The sequence below is a fragment of the Peribacillus tepidiphilus genome, assembly GCF_009466385.1.
GTDB classification, from domain to species: Bacteria; Bacillota; Bacilli; order Bacillales; family DSM-1321; genus Bacillus_BN; species Bacillus_BN tepidiphilus.
Window position 1 is genome coordinate 105,166 of the sequence record NZ_WIAQ01000009.1, and the last position, 16,855, is coordinate 122,020.

Annotated in this window: 13 protein-coding genes and 1 rRNA gene; 10 read left to right on the forward strand and 4 right to left on the reverse strand. The window is 38.4% G+C overall.

The window, feature by feature from the left end; translation table 11 throughout:
• Positions 1-71 precede the first annotated feature (71 nt).
• The 3 genes from GD441_RS07715 to nikC all read left to right on the forward strand — a co-directional run bounded on the left by GD441_RS07715 (position 72) and on the right by nikC (position 3,822).
• On the forward strand, positions 72-1,679 hold the full coding sequence (locus tag GD441_RS07715; RefSeq protein ID WP_153125412.1) for an ABC transporter substrate-binding protein: 1,608 nt from the start codon (positions 72-74) through the stop codon (positions 1,677-1,679).
• Positions 1,680-1,908: 229 nt separating this feature from the next.
• A complete protein-coding gene (locus GD441_RS07720; RefSeq protein ID WP_153125414.1) occupies positions 1,909-2,913 on the forward strand; it encodes an ABC transporter permease in 1,005 nt (334 codons plus the stop codon).
• A gap of 15 nt (positions 2,914-2,928) precedes the next feature.
• The gene (nikC, locus tag GD441_RS07725; protein ID WP_153125416.1) at positions 2,929-3,822 is read left to right on the forward strand and encodes a nickel transporter permease; all 894 of its coding nucleotides are present in this window, start codon (positions 2,929-2,931) and stop codon (positions 3,820-3,822) included.
• A 91-nt stretch (positions 3,823-3,913) separates the two neighbouring features.
• On the opposite strand, the gene GD441_RS07730 is transcribed toward nikC, so the two are convergent.
• The 3 genes from GD441_RS07730 to GD441_RS07740 all read right to left on the reverse strand — a co-directional run bounded on the left by GD441_RS07730 (position 3,914) and on the right by GD441_RS07740 (position 11,474).
• Positions 3,914-4,996 (reverse strand): FUSC family protein, encoded by a 1,083-nt coding sequence (locus GD441_RS07730; RefSeq protein ID WP_153125418.1) that lies wholly within the window; start codon positions 4,994-4,996, stop codon positions 3,914-3,916.
• Between the two features lie 389 nt (positions 4,997-5,385).
• Positions 5,386-9,858 (reverse strand): glutamate synthase-related protein, encoded by a 4,473-nt coding sequence (locus GD441_RS07735; protein ID WP_153125420.1) that lies wholly within the window; start codon positions 9,856-9,858, stop codon positions 5,386-5,388.
• 320 nt (positions 9,859-10,178) lie between these two features.
• Positions 10,179-11,474 carry a glutamate-1-semialdehyde 2,1-aminomutase gene (locus GD441_RS07740; protein WP_153125422.1) on the reverse strand — a complete coding sequence of 432 codons (1,296 nt, stop codon included), beginning with the start codon at positions 11,472-11,474 and terminating at the stop codon, positions 10,179-10,181.
• Between the two features lie 198 nt (positions 11,475-11,672).
• Between GD441_RS07740 and GD441_RS07745 the strand changes: the two genes are divergently transcribed.
• From GD441_RS07745 to perR, 5 genes are all read left to right on the forward strand, one after another.
• A complete protein-coding gene (locus tag GD441_RS07745; RefSeq protein ID WP_153125423.1) occupies positions 11,673-12,086 on the forward strand; it encodes an ion channel in 414 nt (137 codons plus the stop codon).
• A gap of 118 nt (positions 12,087-12,204) precedes the next feature.
• A complete protein-coding gene (gene bcp / locus GD441_RS07750) occupies positions 12,205-12,675 on the forward strand; it encodes a thioredoxin-dependent thiol peroxidase (protein WP_153125425.1) in 471 nt (156 codons plus the stop codon).
• A gap of 262 nt (positions 12,676-12,937) precedes the next feature.
• The gene (locus GD441_RS07755) at positions 12,938-13,888 is read left to right on the forward strand and encodes a D-2-hydroxyacid dehydrogenase (RefSeq protein ID WP_153125428.1); all 951 of its coding nucleotides are present in this window, start codon (positions 12,938-12,940) and stop codon (positions 13,886-13,888) included.
• Positions 13,889-13,890: 2 nt separating this feature from the next.
• Positions 13,891-14,439 carry a cob(I)yrinic acid a,c-diamide adenosyltransferase gene (locus tag GD441_RS07760; RefSeq protein ID WP_153125430.1) on the forward strand — a complete coding sequence of 183 codons (549 nt, stop codon included), beginning with the start codon at positions 13,891-13,893 and terminating at the stop codon, positions 14,437-14,439.
• A 105-nt stretch (positions 14,440-14,544) separates the two neighbouring features.
• A complete protein-coding gene (perR, locus tag GD441_RS07765; protein ID WP_153125432.1) occupies positions 14,545-14,988 on the forward strand; it encodes a peroxide-responsive transcriptional repressor PerR in 444 nt (147 codons plus the stop codon).
• A 70-nt stretch (positions 14,989-15,058) separates the two neighbouring features.
• Here perR and GD441_RS07770 read toward each other — a convergent pair whose 3' ends face one another.
• The gene (locus GD441_RS07770) at positions 15,059-15,409 is read right to left on the reverse strand and encodes a YgzB family protein (RefSeq protein ID WP_153125434.1); all 351 of its coding nucleotides are present in this window, start codon (positions 15,407-15,409) and stop codon (positions 15,059-15,061) included.
• Between the two features lie 166 nt (positions 15,410-15,575).
• Between GD441_RS07770 and GD441_RS07775 the strand changes: the two genes are divergently transcribed.
• Together GD441_RS07775 and GD441_RS07780 are read left to right on the forward strand one after the other, a co-directional pair.
• Positions 15,576-16,442 carry a nucleotidyltransferase-like protein gene (locus GD441_RS07775; protein ID WP_153125436.1) on the forward strand — a complete coding sequence of 289 codons (867 nt, stop codon included), beginning with the start codon at positions 15,576-15,578 and terminating at the stop codon, positions 16,440-16,442.
• Positions 16,443-16,723: 281 nt separating this feature from the next.
• A 16S ribosomal RNA gene (locus tag GD441_RS07780) occupies positions 16,724-16,855 on the forward strand; the annotation flags it as partial.

Genomic DNA, 16,855 nt, shown 5'->3' on the forward strand with positions numbered 1-16,855 from the left:
GATGGAAATGGTATATAGGCATTTATGATAATAAATGGGTAATTTTGCCAAAAAAATGAAGGGGGAACATGATGAGAAAACGTTCTTGGATGAAGCTGTTGACCTTAGTGCTGCTATTATCTATGGCTTTAATAGGCTGCAGTAAAGGAACAACAGGAGAAAGCAAAAATACGAAAGAAAAGGAAACAAAAACTGAAACCGAAGCCAAGAAAGGTGGAACTCTTGTATTCGGTCGTGGAGGAGATTCTACTTCTCTAGACCCTGCAGCTACAACTGAAGGGGAATCTTTTAAAGTGACAGTAAACATTTACGAGACATTACTAAATTTTGGAGATCAGGACACAGAGCTTCATCCTGGTCTTGCAACAGAGTGGAATGTTTCAGAAGATGGATTGGTCTATACTCTTAAACTTCGTGAGGGAGTAAAATTCCATGACGACACAGATTTCAATGCAGATGCGGTTGTTTTCAACTTTGAGCGCTGGAAAGCAGGCAATAAAGAACAGTTCTACTATTATAACTCTCAATTTGGAGACACCATTAAGGAAGTAAAGGCGGTTGATCCTCTAACGGTTCAAATTACACTAAACAGACCATTAGCTCCTTTCTTCAAAAACTTAGCCATGTCACCATTTGCTATTGCTAGTCCTGAAGCCATTAAAAAATATGGTGATAAATTTATGGAAAACCCTGTTGGTACAGGTCCATTTAAATTTAAAGAATGGAAACGCAACGACAAAATAACGCTTGTTAAGAATGAAAATTATTGGCAAGAAGGACTTCCTAAATTGGATAGCGTGATTTTCCGAGTGATTCCAGAAAACTCAGCTCGTCTAAATGCATTAAATGCAGGGGAAGTAGATTTAATTGACGGTGTGAACTTCAGTGATGTTCCACAGATCGAAGCAAACAAAGATCTTCAAGTTTTCAATCGTCCGTCTTTAAACGTTGGTTACGTAGGATTGACTTCAACTCGCGGACCATTAAAGGAAAAGTTAGTCCGTCAAGCATTGAATCATGCGGTTGATAAACAAGCTCTCATTGATGCCTTCTATGCTGGAGCTGCAGAACCAGCAAAGAACCCAATGCCACCTGTAGTAGCTGGTTACAATGATGAAGTTCAAGATTACGAATACAATCCTGAAAAGGCAAAGCAATTATTAGCGGAAGCTGGATATCCAGATGGTTTCGAAATGGAACTATGGGCTATGCCTGTTGCAAGACCATATATGCCTGATGGAAAGAAAGTAGCAGAGGCTATTCAAGCTAACTTCGCTGCAATTGGAGTTAAAGCAAAAATTGTTTCCTATGAGTGGGGTACTTATCTAGATAAGGCGCGTCTTGGGGAAGCAGATTCGTTCTTACTTGGTTGGACGGGTGACAACGGAGATGCTGATAACTTCTTATATGTATTACTAGATCAAGATAGTATTGGAAGCAACAACTATACGTATTATAAAAACCCTAAAGTCCATGAATTACTGATTAAGGCTCAATCAACTGTGGATCAAGCTGAACGCGAAAAGTTATATAAAGAAGCGCAAGTCATTATTAAAGAAGATGCACCTTGGATTCCGTTAGTTCACTCACAACCGGCATTAGCAGGTAGAGCGGATATTGCTAACTTCTTACCACATCCAACTGGTTCTGATCTGCTTTCAAACGTAGAATTCAAATAAGATTTAATGGAGCTATTCCGCTACCATTAAGTGTATAAATGGAATGTCCAATTTGGGGTGACTCGCTAAATGCTTTTGAGTCGCCCCTTATTACGAGCAACCTATAAGGGATAGGAATAAGTAGAAAGGGAGGTTAAATCTGGATTTCTTTTCTATTCAGAATTTAATCTCTATCAAAATCTCTTAGTGAGGGGATTTTGTTTCAACCTTATAAAGAGAGGTGAGAAATATGGTCGCGTACTCAATTAGAAGAATCCTGCACTTAGTACCAGTCTTATTAGGTCTTTCTTTCATTGTGTTTTTCATCATTAGAGCCATCCCGGGTGATCCGGCTCAGCTTATTTTAGGACAACTTGCGACAAAAGAGGCAATTGCAGATTTAACAAAGCAATTAGGCTTAGACCAACCTTGGTACACCCAATACATAAAATATCTCGGAGGATTACTGAATGGGGATTTAGGTGATTCAATCAGAACAAAAGCCCCTATTAGTGAAGAGATTTGGCCTTATTTGGCGGCAACCATCGAGTTATCTCTATGTGCTATGCTAATTGCCATTTTTATAGGAGTAAATGCTGGAATCATTAGTGCCTGGTATCAAAATTCTTGGTTTGACTATGTTGCGATGGTTTTGGCTTTAATTGGTGTTTCCATGCCGATTTTTTGGTTAGGTTTAATGGAACAATGGGTTTTTGCGATTAATTTAGAATGGCTGCCTACTTCGGGAAGAGACGAAGTGAGAAATCCGGTAGAAGCCATTACGAATTTATACATGATAGATACCCTTATACAAGGTAGGATGGATCAATTTATTGATGTGGTCAAACACCTTGTTCTTCCTAGTGCAGCTTTAGCCACCATACCGATGGCCATCATTGCACGTATTACAAGATCAACGATGCTAGAGGTTATGAGATCTGATTTTATCCGAACAGCCCGTGCAAAAGGGTTAAGGATGTTCTGGGTTGTATATAAGCATTCATTAAAAAATGCCGTTATTCCGGTGTTAACCGTAATCGGTTTACAAACGGGTTTATTACTAGGAGGGGCCATATTAACAGAGACCATATTTAGCTGGCCTGGTATTGGGCGGTATATTTATGAAGCCATAAATTATAGAGATTATCCGGTCATCCAATCCGGCGTATTGGTGATCGCGTTCATTTTTGTCATGATTAACTTAGTAGTCGATTTATTATATGCAGCTATTGATCCAAGAATTAAATATCGTTAGGAAGGGGGAATACGTTTGGAGCTATCAACGAACCCTAAATACCAGCCACCTATTATAGAAGAAAAAGTTGAATCACCTTGGCTTGAAGCTTGGAGAAGCTTTAAAAAAAATAAATTGGCTGTAATCGGCACGCTTATTGTTTTATTTTTTATAGTTGTGGCTATTTTTGCTCCTGTTATAGCACCTTCAGGAATAAATGACCAAATGCTCTCTAATCGATTGCAGCCACCATCTAGTGAGCATTGGTTTGGAACAGATGATTTTGGGAGAGATATTTTTTCACGAGTAATATACGGAGCAAGAATCTCTTTATGGGTTGGATTTTTCTCCGTTTTAGGTTCCGTTGTTGTTGGATCGTTATTAGGAATCATAGCAGGATATTACGGGAGATGGGTTGACGGATTCATATCTAGAATATTTGATATTATGTTAGCTTTCCCTAGTATTTTATTAGCTATTGCAATCGTTGCGGTCTTAGGCCCCTCTTTAAAAAATGCTCTAATTGCCATAGCCATTATCAACATTCCTACCTTCGGCCGACTCATTCGTTCGAGAGTGTTAAGTGTAAAAGAGGAAGAATATATCATGGCGGCAAAAGCGATTGGGATGAGCCATTCTCGCATTTTATTCAACCATATCCTACCTAACAGTATGGCGCCCATTATCGTTCAAAGTACATTAGCGATAGCTACAGCCATTATAGAAGCTGCAGCATTAGGCTTTCTTGGACTCGGTGCAGAAGCACCTAATCCAGAATGGGGGAAAATGTTATCCGACGCGAAGAATTTTCTAATACAAGCACCTTGGACAATGATTTTTCCGGGATTAGCTATTATGTTAACGGTATTAGGATTCAATTTAATGGGTGACGGGTTAAGAGATGCATTAGATCCGCGGATGAAGAATTAAAAGGAGCAGCTGAATGAATCAGTCTGAATGTGTGTGAAATATACTTTGTCTAAAATGTAAAAAAGCAGCTGACTAAGTAATCAGCTGCTTTTTAATGCTCTTCAGGTAATTCCTGAACAGTGACTTCATTTTGTTCTTTGTGGAAGTTGTGGAAGCTGTTAACTAGTTTATCAAGATGCTCGATATGTTCAGCATATTCGATAATAGCGGACACAAAAGGCATCATATGGTACAGACAGTATTCGTATTCATCGTCAAGGTTCTTTAACTGGGCGAAGAATATTTCCATCAACTCTTTGTTGGATAAAAATTCGCTGTCCTCTATCGTAGTATTCAATTTAATCTTACCGATGAATTTTAAAAGAATTTGCTCGTGTTGGAATACTAAGAAATCCAATTGTTGCTGAATTTGCGTCTGAAAGATATCTGGCATTCTGTGAAACTCATTTTCAAAGCGATTAAGGCGCTTTAGTACATCTAACGCTTTTTTTACTGTTGCGATCATATGCCTGTATACAACAAGCTTTCGTGATTTTGCATACGTAGCTTTCTTAAAGTATTCCCGTTCTTCCTTGAACATGATATAAAGCTGCTCAATTTTAATAATTTGTTCTTTCAGTCGGTTTACGTCATTTTTCAAAAGTGTATGCTCAGATGCGTGTCTCGTTGAAATACGAATCCATTTAAATACATCCTCGGCTACCTTAGCAATCTTATGATAGAGTTTGGTTTCATATTTAGGTGGAATAAACACTAGGTTCATGATAAAAGCAGATAGAATTCCAAGCATAATGGTAGAAAATCGAATTAAGGCAAATTGCAGAAAATTATCGCCTTGGCTTTCCATAATTGCAATGACGGTAACAAGCGATAGGATGATCGTATTTCCAGAATTCAGCTTAAGATTAATAATGATCACAATAATAGCAGCAAGACCTACTATAAATACATGATTTCCAAAAACTAACACAAATATAATAGCAACCGCTGCGCCAATAAGATTTGCCTGGATTTGTTCTAAAACGGAAAGATAGGATCGATAAATCGTTGGCTGAATAGCAAAGATGGCAGCGATTCCTGCAAATACTGGAGCGGGTAATTGTAACAATTGCGATAAAAAAAGTGCCAATATGATTGCGATTCCCGTTTTTAATATGCGGGCACCAAGCTTCATGAGAAAAAATTCCTTTCTGAAAGTTATTCCCTGAAACGGTTATATTCTAATGTACACCATTCCTTTTTTAATTAAACAATAATGTAATATACAGGGTTTCATGAACATGTGCAAGATTTAACATGTAAATAATAACGAAAATCAATGAAACTGTCATATTTCTGTGAAAAAGATGTAATAGAGCCCTAAGGTTATCCTAAAGGTTTTCGTAGTAAAAGAAAGGGGTGAATGATTGGCTGAGGAGTGAAAAAATGGATAAGGTAAAAAAGCTGTCTTAAAACAAAGAGCCTGGTCCCCTTTATGACTCAATATTGAAAACAAGAACTGCTTTTTCAATATTGAGTAACAGCTAAAGGAGCCAGGCGCTTATAGAACAGCTTTTTACCTAATTATTCAGTTGATACTGATGGATCTGCTTGTTCTTTTACAGGTACGATTTGAAGGAAATGATCTTCAGGTTTGACCAAGAGTTTTTCAAGTTTAGCAGCTTCATCAAATTGTTTTTGTTCTTTAAGAAGCTCGACATAAGTACTGAGTAATTCTTGTACGTCTTGCATGCCTTTAGGAGAAAGAGGTTGAACGGAAACCTTTGCTCCTTTGGCGATACGACGTTCAATAGCTTCCTTTGTATATCCCATTTCAGGCTGATGACGAAGGTAGATAACTCCTCCCGTCATACCTGCACAAGCCCATGGTCCAATATCTCCAAGAACAAGTCCTCTTCCATTTGTCATATATTCAAATGCAAAACCTTTAATATTAGAGTTTACACCAATGTTTCCGTGTTCTTTTGCTGGGATTGGCTTTTTCAGGTGACCACCAATAATCACGTCTGCACCTGATAATCGGATTCCGGCACGGGCATCGGCATCGCCTTGAGCAACGAGCAGCCCTTTTTGAGCACCATAGCCAAAGCCTTTACCGACGGAACCGTTATAATATTTCCCGTCTTTTCCTTTAGATTTAAAGATTAATATTTTGCCTCCAAAGGAAGTTTTACCGATTCCATCCTGAGCTCCTCCGTTCACTTCAATGCTAATACCTGCACTGTTATACGCACCTAATCCGTTCCCAGGAATGGAGCCGTTTTTATAGGAAAGCTTCACAGGTGGAAGAGCAGTATAGGAGCCATCCAGTCTTCCTCTTACCCTATGGCAGGAAACACGGCTTCCAAGCACGCGCTGTTCAGATGTGACAGAACTGTATTCTCTAGATTGGTGAAGCTCATCAACGCTAGCATCTAAATATTCAGCGCCAACTGCTATTTGAAGGGCTGCGCTTTTAACGGTATCTGCAGCTTCCTTATAAGAAAACTGTCCAATTTCCAATGTTTTTAACAGGTAAGTCAAATCAAGTAGTTCTTTTCCTTTGACTTGTTCTAATAAATCAGAGCGGCCTACTAAATCCTGTAGGTTTTTTGCTCCAAGTGAAGCTGTCAATGCTTTTAGTTCACTTCCAAAAGCCGAGAACAGATTTTTCAAGTTTTGGACAGCGAGATCGAATTTTCTAGGTACGAAACGGCGTAATCCGTGCTCTTTAGCTTGAGCCTCTGACTCAATTTGCGTTGCAATACCCACGTGACAGGTGTCAAGATGACATCCTCGACAAGTCGTACATCCGACGGCAATCATGGATAGAGTACCAAAGCCGACCCGGTTTGCACCAAGCAACATAACTTTCATGACATCAAGAGCACTCTTAATACCACCGTCTGCCCAAAGTTCGACTGTGTGGCGAAGACCAGCTTCTAACAGGGCATTATGAGCCGCTTTGACTCCAATTTCAACTGGAAGTCCAACGTGCTGGAGGGCATGAATGCGGGCAGCACCTGTACCACCATCGAAACCAGATAATGTAATGATATCAGCTCCCGCTTTTGCGATACCTACTGCGATTGTTCCTATGTTAGGTACTACCGGAACTTTTACAGCAACCTTCGCTTGATCGTTAGCTGTTTTCAGCTCGTGAATCATTTGGGCTAAGTCTTCGATTGAGTAAATATCATGGTTATTTGAAGGTGAAATCAAATCAGATCCAATTGTCGCATTTCTCGCTTCAGCAATTTTTGCTGTCACCTTTGAACCAGGTAAATGTCCGCCTTCTCCAGGCTTTGCACCTTGACCAATTTTTATTTCTAATAGATTAGAAGAGTTTAATAGCTCGGCATTGACACCAAATCGTCCAGAAGCTACCTGCTGTCCGCGTGTCTTCGGATACTTTCCGAGCATATCTTTAATTTCTCCGCCCTCTCCATTCAAGCTCACCATATTAAGCTGATCAGCTGCTTCTGCATAAGCTCGGAAGGCGATTTCGTTTTGAGATCCAAACGACATAGACGCAATGACGAATGGTAGGTCGTGCTCACCTACACCAATATTCACTTCATTCGGATTTACTGGATGTGGAGATTTTTTTAATGCTGTTAAATGACGAATTGTCGTCGGATTTTGTTCTTCCTGTTCAGAGATTTTTTCGCGATAAGCATCATAGTTACCTGAAGCGGCAACTTCACCAATGGCCTTCCAAATACGAGGGAAGAGATGGAATGTTTTTCCTACTCTTTCGTTTTCATTATGGAAATCTTCTGCTCGTTTCTTTGCATCTTCCTTCAATGCTTCTAAGTTTAGTGAAAGTTGATCAGATCCTAGGAAATTTACAATCTTTAAATATTGTGCAATCTCCTCGTGTAATCCGATACTTGAGAACAAACGGCCATAGCCTCTCAGTTCATGGATTCCGATGGTTGAGATTACTTTCTCCAAGCCTTTTGTTAGGGCAGAGTATAAATTTTTCACAGGCTGAAGGTTTTCTTCTGCTACTGTAAGGAACATGTAGTATGGGCTGATTAAGTTTGCTCCTAAGCCGTAAGCAACAATAATGTCATGAAGAGAACGAATGGCAGCAGAACGTAACAAGATGGAACAGTCTCTTCTTTTTCCAGAGTTAACAAGCGCCTGATCAACCGCTGATGTAATAAGATGCGGATCGATCCATAAATGGTCTGGCTGATGTGCTTTTGCATCATCCAATACAATCAGCGTTTTACCGTTATCAACTGCTTCAATGGCTTCTTTTTCGATTCGGATTAAAGCTTCTTTCAATGTTTCGCTTTCCGAGAAGGTTACAGAAATAAAGTGAATAAGCCCTTTATCCTGGAAATGCTTAATAAATTGGTCGTAGCTTGGCTGGTTCAAGTCTTTTGAACAGTCATACCCTACTTTTCCTTCTATTAGTAGAGGAGTCAATAGCTCTACTACTGTTTGAATCTCTTGTTTCTCGAATAAAGAAGGTCTTCTGCCAATAACGGTTCTCGTTGAAAAGTGCTCTGTTTCACGGTCCCTGTCAATCGCAGGGTTCGTAACAACGGCCACGCTCTCTTTAATAAAGTCCGCTAAATTTTTTCTTTCAGGATTCAAAGCAGCAAGTGGAGCATCGTGTCCTAAAGAGCGAATGGGTTCGACTCCTTTTTCAGCCATCTGCTCAATAAGCTGGACATGGTCTCTTTCCCATCCAAACGCTTTATATTGACCATTATGAATTTTTTCTGGATACGTTACAGCCACGACTTTTTCAAGAGCTGGTGGCAGAAGGCGAACATGATCGTTGTTCAATTGAAATCTTTGATCGTAGCGACTATACACTTCCTCTTGATATTTTTCGTAATCGTAAAGCTCTATGTGATCTCCGTTCCATTTTAGTCCGATTTTTTCCCCAGGTCCGATTGGTTTAGGGTCTCCTACATATTCTGATGAAGGGATAATCCCTGGTTCTGATGAAAACAGGTAGGATGTTTCTGTCTCCAAGTTCCATAAAGGTCGTAATCCTAAAGCGTCTACCGAAAATACTGCTTCATCGCCAAAACGGGAAATGATACCCGCTGGACCTTGTGCGAAATGCCCCCATGCTTCTCTTAAGTAGGTATAGAGGTTTTGTTTATGTTCAGGATACACCTTGATTTCATTTACGATTGGAGGGAAAACAAGATCCATTGCTTCAAAAAGTGAATATTCATGTCGACAAATGAGCGTTTCAATCGTTCTGCTCAAATCCTGCGAATCGCTTCCATCTTTTACAAGCGGTACTCCGATCATTTTTGCCTCATCACGCAACTTAGAAATGGTATTAATCTCACCATTGTGCCCAAGAACACTGAAAGGCTGCACACGGAAAAAGCTGGACAATGTATTGGTGGAATATCGATTGTGGCCAAGTGTCATAGTCGAAGCAACTAACGGGTCTGCTAAATCTCTATAATATTTTGGCAGGATGTCACCTGCTCCCATTACCTTATAAACAGCATGATACTGACTTAAAGATGCAACATGGATATGCTCGTTTTCTTCAATGGTATGAATGAGCTCAAAAAGAATAGCTGAAAGCTCTTTTTGACTATTCGTCTCCGCTACGTATGCAACCTGCCAGAACACGGGATTTTCTTGAATGGCAATCGGACCAAGTGCATTAGGATTGTGGACAGTATCAGATTCAAAAACAAGTGCTAACCCTTTTTGTGAAAACTTTTCTCTAATTTCGGATTGAAGCTTGCTTTTATCTCCCTTTCTGCTCAGAAAAAAGTGGCCAACAACAAAATTTTGATCTTCAGCTAGTTGTGGATTTATGCCATTCTCTTCAAGCTTTTTCCTCCAAAGGGCACGGGGAATATCAATATGAATTCCAACACCGTCTCCTTCTCCATTAATAAAACCAGCACGATGGTTCATCGTGACTAAAGCATTGATACAGGCAAAAATATTCTCTCTCGTTGGGATTTTCTTTTTCTCAATACACGCAACAATTCCGCATGCATCATGCTCTTGTTTGTGAAAATCTTGAAATAAACTTGGGCTCCATTGTTGACTCATCGTATGTGGCTTTAATAAGGAAGTTCCTTATTGACTGCCATTCACCTCCTATAAAGAATTATCTAAGAATAATTAAATTAAAGGACTAATGTAAGAATGATATCGAAAAATTAAGTAATGATAAAATTTTCAGAATAGTAGTCTTATCATATCATTTAAATTTTCAGAAATCAATTATTTATGCATTCATATGGATATAAATTTTCGAATATTTGAGATGCATAGTTACAAAAAAGTAATAATGTAAACGTTTTCAATGATATAAAGAAAAATCCCTTGAGAAATTTTGTTCTCAAGGGTGCATAAAAAATGAATAAATATTAAGCGTTTTTTAATTGTCTAAAGGCATTTTCAACAGCTTTAATGGTTTCCTGAATGTCGGTTTCTGTATGTGCGATCGTTATAAACCACGCTTCATATTTTGAAGGAGCAAGGTTGATGCCTTGATGGAGCATGAGCTTGAAAAACTTAGCGAACATTTCACCGTCCGTGTTTTCCGCTTGTGCATAATTTTCCACTTTTTCTGTCGTAAAATAGACAGTTAATGCTCCTTTTAGTCGATTAATCGTAATAGGAATCTCATAGAGAGCAGCTGCCTTTAAAATACCCTCTTCAAGGATTGCGCCAAGACGGTCAAGATGCTCATATACTCCTTCTTGTTTAAGAACCTCTAAGCAAGCGATTCCGGATAGGATGGATGCAGGATTTCCTGCCATCGTTCCTGCTTGATAAGCGGGACCAAGAGGAGCTACTTTTTCCATTATTTCTTTTTTACCACCATAAGCCCCAATTGGAAGTCCCCCGCCAATTATTTTACCTAGAGCTGTTAAATCTGGTTTAACACCAAGTAAGTCTTGAGCACCACCATACATAAAGCGGAAGGCAGTGATCACTTCATCGTAAATGACGAGTGCACCGGCTTGATGAGTCAGTTCATTGACAGCCTCCAAAAATCCTGGTTTCGGCTCAACGATTCCGAAGTTACCGACAATCGGCTCCACAAGAACAGCTGCTACTTGGTCTCCCCATTTCTCTAGTGCTTCTTTAAATGGCTCGATATCATTAAATGGAACAGTAATAACTTCTTGGGCGATGCTTTTTGGAACTCCAGCTGAATCAGGAGTACCGAGTGTGGATGGACCAGAACCTGCTGCAACTAAAACAAGATCGGAATGGCCGTGATAGCAGCCAGCAAATTTAATGATCTTGTCTCTTCCTGTATATGCTCGGGCAACACGGATCGTTGTCATAACAGCTTCTGTTCCTGAGTTTACAAATCGGACCTTATCTAGTGAAGGGATGGCCTCCTTGAGCATTTTTGCGAATTTTACTTCATGGGGAGTTGGAGTTCCATATAGTACACCATTTTCTGCTGCTTTTTTGATTGCATTTGTAATATGTGGATGAGCATGTCCTGTGATAATTGGTCCGTAAGCTGCCAAATAATCAATGTAGCGATTGCCGTCTACATCCCAAAAGTAAGCTCCCTTAGCTCGTTCCATCGTAACAGGTGCTCCGCCGCCTACAGCCTTGAATGATCTTGAAGGACTATTTACTCCTCCGACGATATGTTCCAATGCTTCTTTATGTAAAGCTTCAGACTTTGAGAAATTCATTGCCAATGCCTCCTAAAATATCAATCAAATCACTATATTCTTTCGAAGCCTATTTTAGCATTTTTTCTTAAAGGCTTGTAAATGGAGAGTATCGACGATTTTATGAATAGAAGAACCTCCAAAGTGAAAAAAATCTCATAACCTGTCCTATGCATGAGTAAATTTTAGTAGTAGTCCTAAAACAGGGGAGAGATCTTGATGACTTTTTATATCTTATTGGCAGCCATTATCTTCTGCATGTTTATGAGTATTAAAGCCTTATTTGCTCCTACTAATCTGACGGACCAAAAAATTGCGTTAACTGATTTGTTATGGCTCCTGTTTTTATATGGGACTATTTGTGCGGGATTTGGCTCGATTTATTTGCTATTTGAAATGAAACAGATACCGGTCATTTTAGAACGTGGTTCTGAACTTTCCGGGAATTTTTTTTCGAAATTAGGATCTGCCTTTTATTTTAGTGCGATGACATTATTTTCAGTTGGATATGGTGATATGTTTCCGATCGGGATCGGTCGATGGATCGCGACAATTCAATCCTTTATCGGATATACACTACCGGCAGCTTTTGTGGTTAGGACAGTCATTGATTATGACAATGAGAGAAATTAATCTGATGTTTTGTGAAAAAATGAAAGGTCATTCATTTTCGCAGCCATAATAAAAGTTGTAAAGATTGTCCAAATTGGGTACGCTTACGATGAACAGTGCTTGAATGGAGGTAAAAATGATGAGAGCAGTTGTAGGCGAAAAAGCCCCAGATTTTGAATTGCCGGCATCCAATGGAAAAAAAGTAAGGTTATCAGATTTTCTAGGGAAAAATATTGTGTTGTATTTTTATCCAAAAGATATGACTCCAGGCTGTACGACGCAGGCTTGTGATTTCAGAGATTTTTATGAATCCTTTACTGAACTAGATGCTGTGATTCTTGGTGTTAGCCCAGATCCAATCAATCGACATGAAAAATTTATTGAAAAGCACGGCCTTCCGTTTTTGTTATTGTCAGATGAAAATCATGAAGCAGCAGAGGCTTATGGAGTGTGGACGCTAAAAAAGAATTTTGGGAAAGAGTATATGGGAATTGAGCGTTCCACATTTGTTATAGATAAGGAAGGGAAATTAGTGAAAGAATGGCGTAAAGTGAAAGTCAAAGGCCATGTGGAAGAAGCGCTGCAGTTTGTAAAAGAACATTTATCTTAACAATAATAAAGAAGTTAAATCGTGCTTGCCTATTTTTTAAGGAAAAGGCGTTTGTCCACTGCATGATTAAGCTTAGTTGAATATGATTTTAGTAGGAAATACCTCCTCAGATGTTTTTACTTTTTAGAAAGCGAGTCATTTTAATGGCTCGCGTTTTTTTTCTTTTTTCACTACTTTTTTAGGTAAAGTTATGTTCTGAAAATTTCAAAAATGTTCTTGTGATGATATGATAAACATAAACAACTTCAAAGGGGAGAATGACATGAAGGTTCTTTTTACATTAATTCCTCCGGAAGATCTACGTAATGAATTGAAAAAGGAATTTCCGGACTGTGCCTTTTATTTTCAAAAGGGAATAAAAGTAGAAGACAGTATTTTACATGAAGCTGAAGTAATTGTAACTTACGGAGAAGATTTAAACGAAGAGATCATAGAACTGGCAGAAAATTTAAGATGGATCATGGTTGTTTCTGCAGGCTTAGAGAAAATGCCGCTTCAAATGATTGGACAAAGGGGAATTCTTGTAACAAACGCAAGAGGTATACATAAAATTCCGATGGCTGAATATACAATGGGTATGCTCATACAGTATGAGAAACGATTCAGACGAATGTGGGAGAATCAAAAGAAAGCTATATGGGATAGAAGACTAAATATGGGAGAGCTATATAATAAAGAAATTTTAATAATGGGAGTAGGGGCAATCGGAGGAGAAATTGCCCGATTGGCTAAAGCGTTTGGGATGACAACGGTTGGTATTAATAAATCGGGGAATAAAGTGGATTATGTAGACAAGCTTCATTCGTTCGATGACTTAAATAAGTTACTTCCTACCGCAGATTACATTGTGTCTATTCTTCCAAGTACACCTGACACGAAGCATCTTCTCCAATACTCTCACTTTGAAATCATGAAAAACAGCGCAGTTTTTATGAATATTGGGCGAGGAGATCTAGTGGAGGAAGAGGTTTTGCTCAAAGCATTAAAGAATAACGAAATTGCTCATGCCATCTTAGATGTGTTCCATGAAGAACCTTTGCCAAAAAATCATCCATATTGGGGGATGGATCAAATCACGATAAGCCCTCATACATCAAGTGTTACGAAAAAATATTTGCCAAGATCATTAGAAATTTTTAAAGACAATCTTCATACGTATGTAAATAAGGGAGAAACCTATATAAATAAAATTGATGTAACAAGGGGATATTGAATATGAAAATCTATACAAAAACAGGGGACAAAGGAACAACATCGCTTATTTACGGAGAAAGAGTAAAAAAATCTGATAGAAGAGTAGAAGCCTACGGGACATGTGATGAAGCTAACTCAATGATTGGATTGTCACTTAGTCTGCTAAACGATGCTAATTTTAATGAAAAGGAACTTGTTAAGAACGTGCTTCACAAAATTCAAACGGAATTATTTCATGTTGGTGCTGAGCTTGCAACGCCAAAAGGCAAAACAGTAAAGTGGACATTAACAAAAGAGAATATCGATGACCTCGAAAAAATCATTGATCAATGGGATGCCGAGCTACCACCTCTTACTAACTTCATTTTGCCAGGCGGACATACTGCAGGAGCAGCCTTACATAGTGCTCGAACCATTGTGAGAAGAGCAGAGCGTTGTGTAGCAAGCATGTCTGAAGAGGTTAATCCACTCGTTCTTTCTTATTTGAATCGTTTATCTGATTTCCTATTTGTAGCTGCAAGGTATGTTAACCATAAAACTGGTTTTCCCGAGCCCATTTTACATCAGTAGCCAATGGCAATTTATTGACATGGAAGGTTGCAGATATTACACTAATTATAAAGATTATAAAGTAATAATATATTCTAAATAATAAATCGAATTGAAATGAGGTGCATGACGGTGTCTTCTCAACAATTGAAAGAAGCTTTAGAAACCCTTAAAGAAACAGGTGTCCGAATCACACCTCAGCGTCATGCGATTTTGGAGTACTTAATTGATTCAATGTCACATCCTACAGCTGATGAAATTTACAAAGCTTTAGAAGGTAAGTTTCCAAACATGAGTGTTGCAACGGTATACAATAACCTAAGGGTTTTTAAAGAAGTCGGATTGGTAAAAGAACTGACGTATGGAGATGCTTCAAGTCGTTTTGACTTTGTTACAACGGATCATTATCATGTGATTTGCGAAAAATGTGGAACGATTGTGGATTTCCACTACCCAGGTCTAAATGAAGTAGAACAATTGGCTTCTCATGTGACAGGATTTAAAGTGAACCAACATCGCATGGAAGTCTATGGTGAATGCCCTCAATGCGCTGCAAAAGATGCACATTGAGAAATGTGAAAAAAGCCCTCTTAATAGAGAGGCTTTTTTTGATGCATAATAAAACCCGGATAAAGCCGGGTTATGATTGTTTTTTCTTATTATATTTTTCGTCAAATTCCATTCCTTCAAGCTCTTTATCCAAGGTTAATGGTTCATTACAATACATGCACATATCAACTCTGCCAAGCATTTTTGTTATTTTTTTGCAATTCGGACAAATTACTTGAACGGTTTTTGTTGAAAGCATTCCAATCCAGAAATAAACAACTGTGCTGGCAATAATAAAGAGCAAGCCCAAAATCATAAAGAGTGTCATGATTACAGGAGATGAACGGAAGAAAATACCGCCATACATTACAATAAATCCTATAAATATCAGACTAAGAGCAAAGGTACGAATTTTATTAATCTTACTTGAATATTTGGCCATGGTTGTCCCTCCCGATTAATAACTATATCATATTTCCAAATGTAAATAGAAATATTGAATAAACATTTAGCATTTGTCGAAAATTGTTGAGAATAAGAGAAGGAATACGGTCCCTAATGGCGAAAATATAGCACGTAGCACAACAACGTTATGGAGGAAAAAAATAATGGAGGATATTCTTCGTCCTATTTATCAAGAAAGAGCAAGCTCCCCATCTACTTTAGGGGTATTGCTGATAAAAAAAGATGCCAACTCAAGCACCCTTACTGATACCTTTGATTATATCTTATTGGTTGTTACGAAAGATCACGATCATCCTGTATTCACTAAACATTATATATACAAAGATATAAAAGCTGCCTTGCATATTGTTTCTGAGGAACAGCTTCAGGAATGGCTATTGCTAGGATCAAACCGCAAAGTTGTGGAATGGATCTACAACGGTAAAGTCCTTTTTGATCGGAATGAATACATGCAAGAGCTTAAACAAGAGCTGAAAGAGTTTCCGTTTTATGGTCGTAAAATAAAGATGGGAATGGAATTTGCCAAACTAATAAGAAGATACATGGATGGAAAAGCCTTTTTTGAAAAGAAACATTATTTAGATGCATACAATCACATTGTTCATTCTCTTCATCATTTAGCTCGTCTTGAAATCATTGAACAAGGAATCTTTCCTGAAATTACTGTCTGGAATCAAGTAAAACATATTGAACCTCAAATTTACAAATTGTATGAGGAGCTTGTGTATAGTGAAGAATCTTTAGAGAAAAGATTGGAGTTATTGTTTTTAGCTAGTGAATTCTTAATATTCTCCAGAACAGAAGCTGGCACTCAACATTTTATAGAAGTAATGAAATCGAAGAATGAGGTTTGGACGATTTCCGAGTTAATGAACGAACCTAAACTTAAATATTACTCAGTAGATTTAGGAGTTATGCTTGAATACTTGATTGAAAAAAAGTTGGTTGATGTAGTAATGGAAGAAACGAAGGGTCAAGAGGTCTACCATCGATATTACAAGGCGACATAAACGAAATAAAAAATTATCTTAAAAAATCATTTTTGGGGGTTGACCATCTAAAAAGGAGATGGTATATTAATATTCGTCGCTGAAACAAAGCGATTCAGACGATGTCAACAAAAATGATTTTCGAAAAAAGTGTTGACATTAAGATTTGAAAATGTTATATTAAAAAAGTCGCTTCTGAGCGACAGGAACTTAGAATTGCACTTTGAAAACTAAACAAAACAATACGTCAACGTTAATTCCAGTTGCTTTTAAGCAACGCAATTTATGAGCAAATCAAACACTTTTTGGAGAGTTTGATCCTGGCTCAGGACGAACGCTGGCGGCGTGCCTAATACATGCAAGTCGAGCGGACTTCTTAAAAGCTTGCTTTTGAGAAGTTAGCGGCGGACGGGTGAGTAACACGTGGGCAACCT

Bases quoted from the DNA above. Each gene is read 5' to 3' on its own strand.
- GD441_RS07730 (WP_153125418.1), bottom strand. From the start codon at position 4,996: ATGAAGCTTGGTGCCCGCATATTAAAAACGGGAATCGCAATCATATTG.
- GD441_RS07740 (WP_153125422.1), bottom strand. From the start codon at position 11,474: ATGAATTTCTCAAAGTCTGAAGCTTTACATAAAGAAGCATTGGAACAT.
- GD441_RS07735 (WP_153125420.1), bottom strand. From the start codon at position 9,858: ATGAGTCAACAATGGAGCCCAAGTTTATTTCAAGATTTTCACAAACAA.
- GD441_RS07770 (WP_153125434.1), bottom strand. From the start codon at position 15,409: ATGGCCAAATATTCAAGTAAGATTAATAAAATTCGTACCTTTGCTCTT.
- perR (WP_153125432.1), top strand. From the start codon at position 14,545: ATGACGGTGTCTTCTCAACAATTGAAAGAAGCTTTAGAAACCCTTAAA.
- GD441_RS07760 (WP_153125430.1), top strand. From the start codon at position 13,891: ATGAAAATCTATACAAAAACAGGGGACAAAGGAACAACATCGCTTATT.
- GD441_RS07715 (WP_153125412.1), top strand. From the start codon at position 72: ATGAGAAAACGTTCTTGGATGAAGCTGTTGACCTTAGTGCTGCTATTA.
- GD441_RS07775 (WP_153125436.1), top strand. From the start codon at position 15,576: ATGGAGGATATTCTTCGTCCTATTTATCAAGAAAGAGCAAGCTCCCCA.
- GD441_RS07720 (WP_153125414.1), top strand. From the start codon at position 1,909: ATGGTCGCGTACTCAATTAGAAGAATCCTGCACTTAGTACCAGTCTTA.
- bcp (WP_153125425.1), top strand. From the start codon at position 12,205: ATGAGAGCAGTTGTAGGCGAAAAAGCCCCAGATTTTGAATTGCCGGCA.
- GD441_RS07745 (WP_153125423.1), top strand. From the start codon at position 11,673: ATGACTTTTTATATCTTATTGGCAGCCATTATCTTCTGCATGTTTATG.
- GD441_RS07755 (WP_153125428.1), top strand. From the start codon at position 12,938: ATGAAGGTTCTTTTTACATTAATTCCTCCGGAAGATCTACGTAATGAA.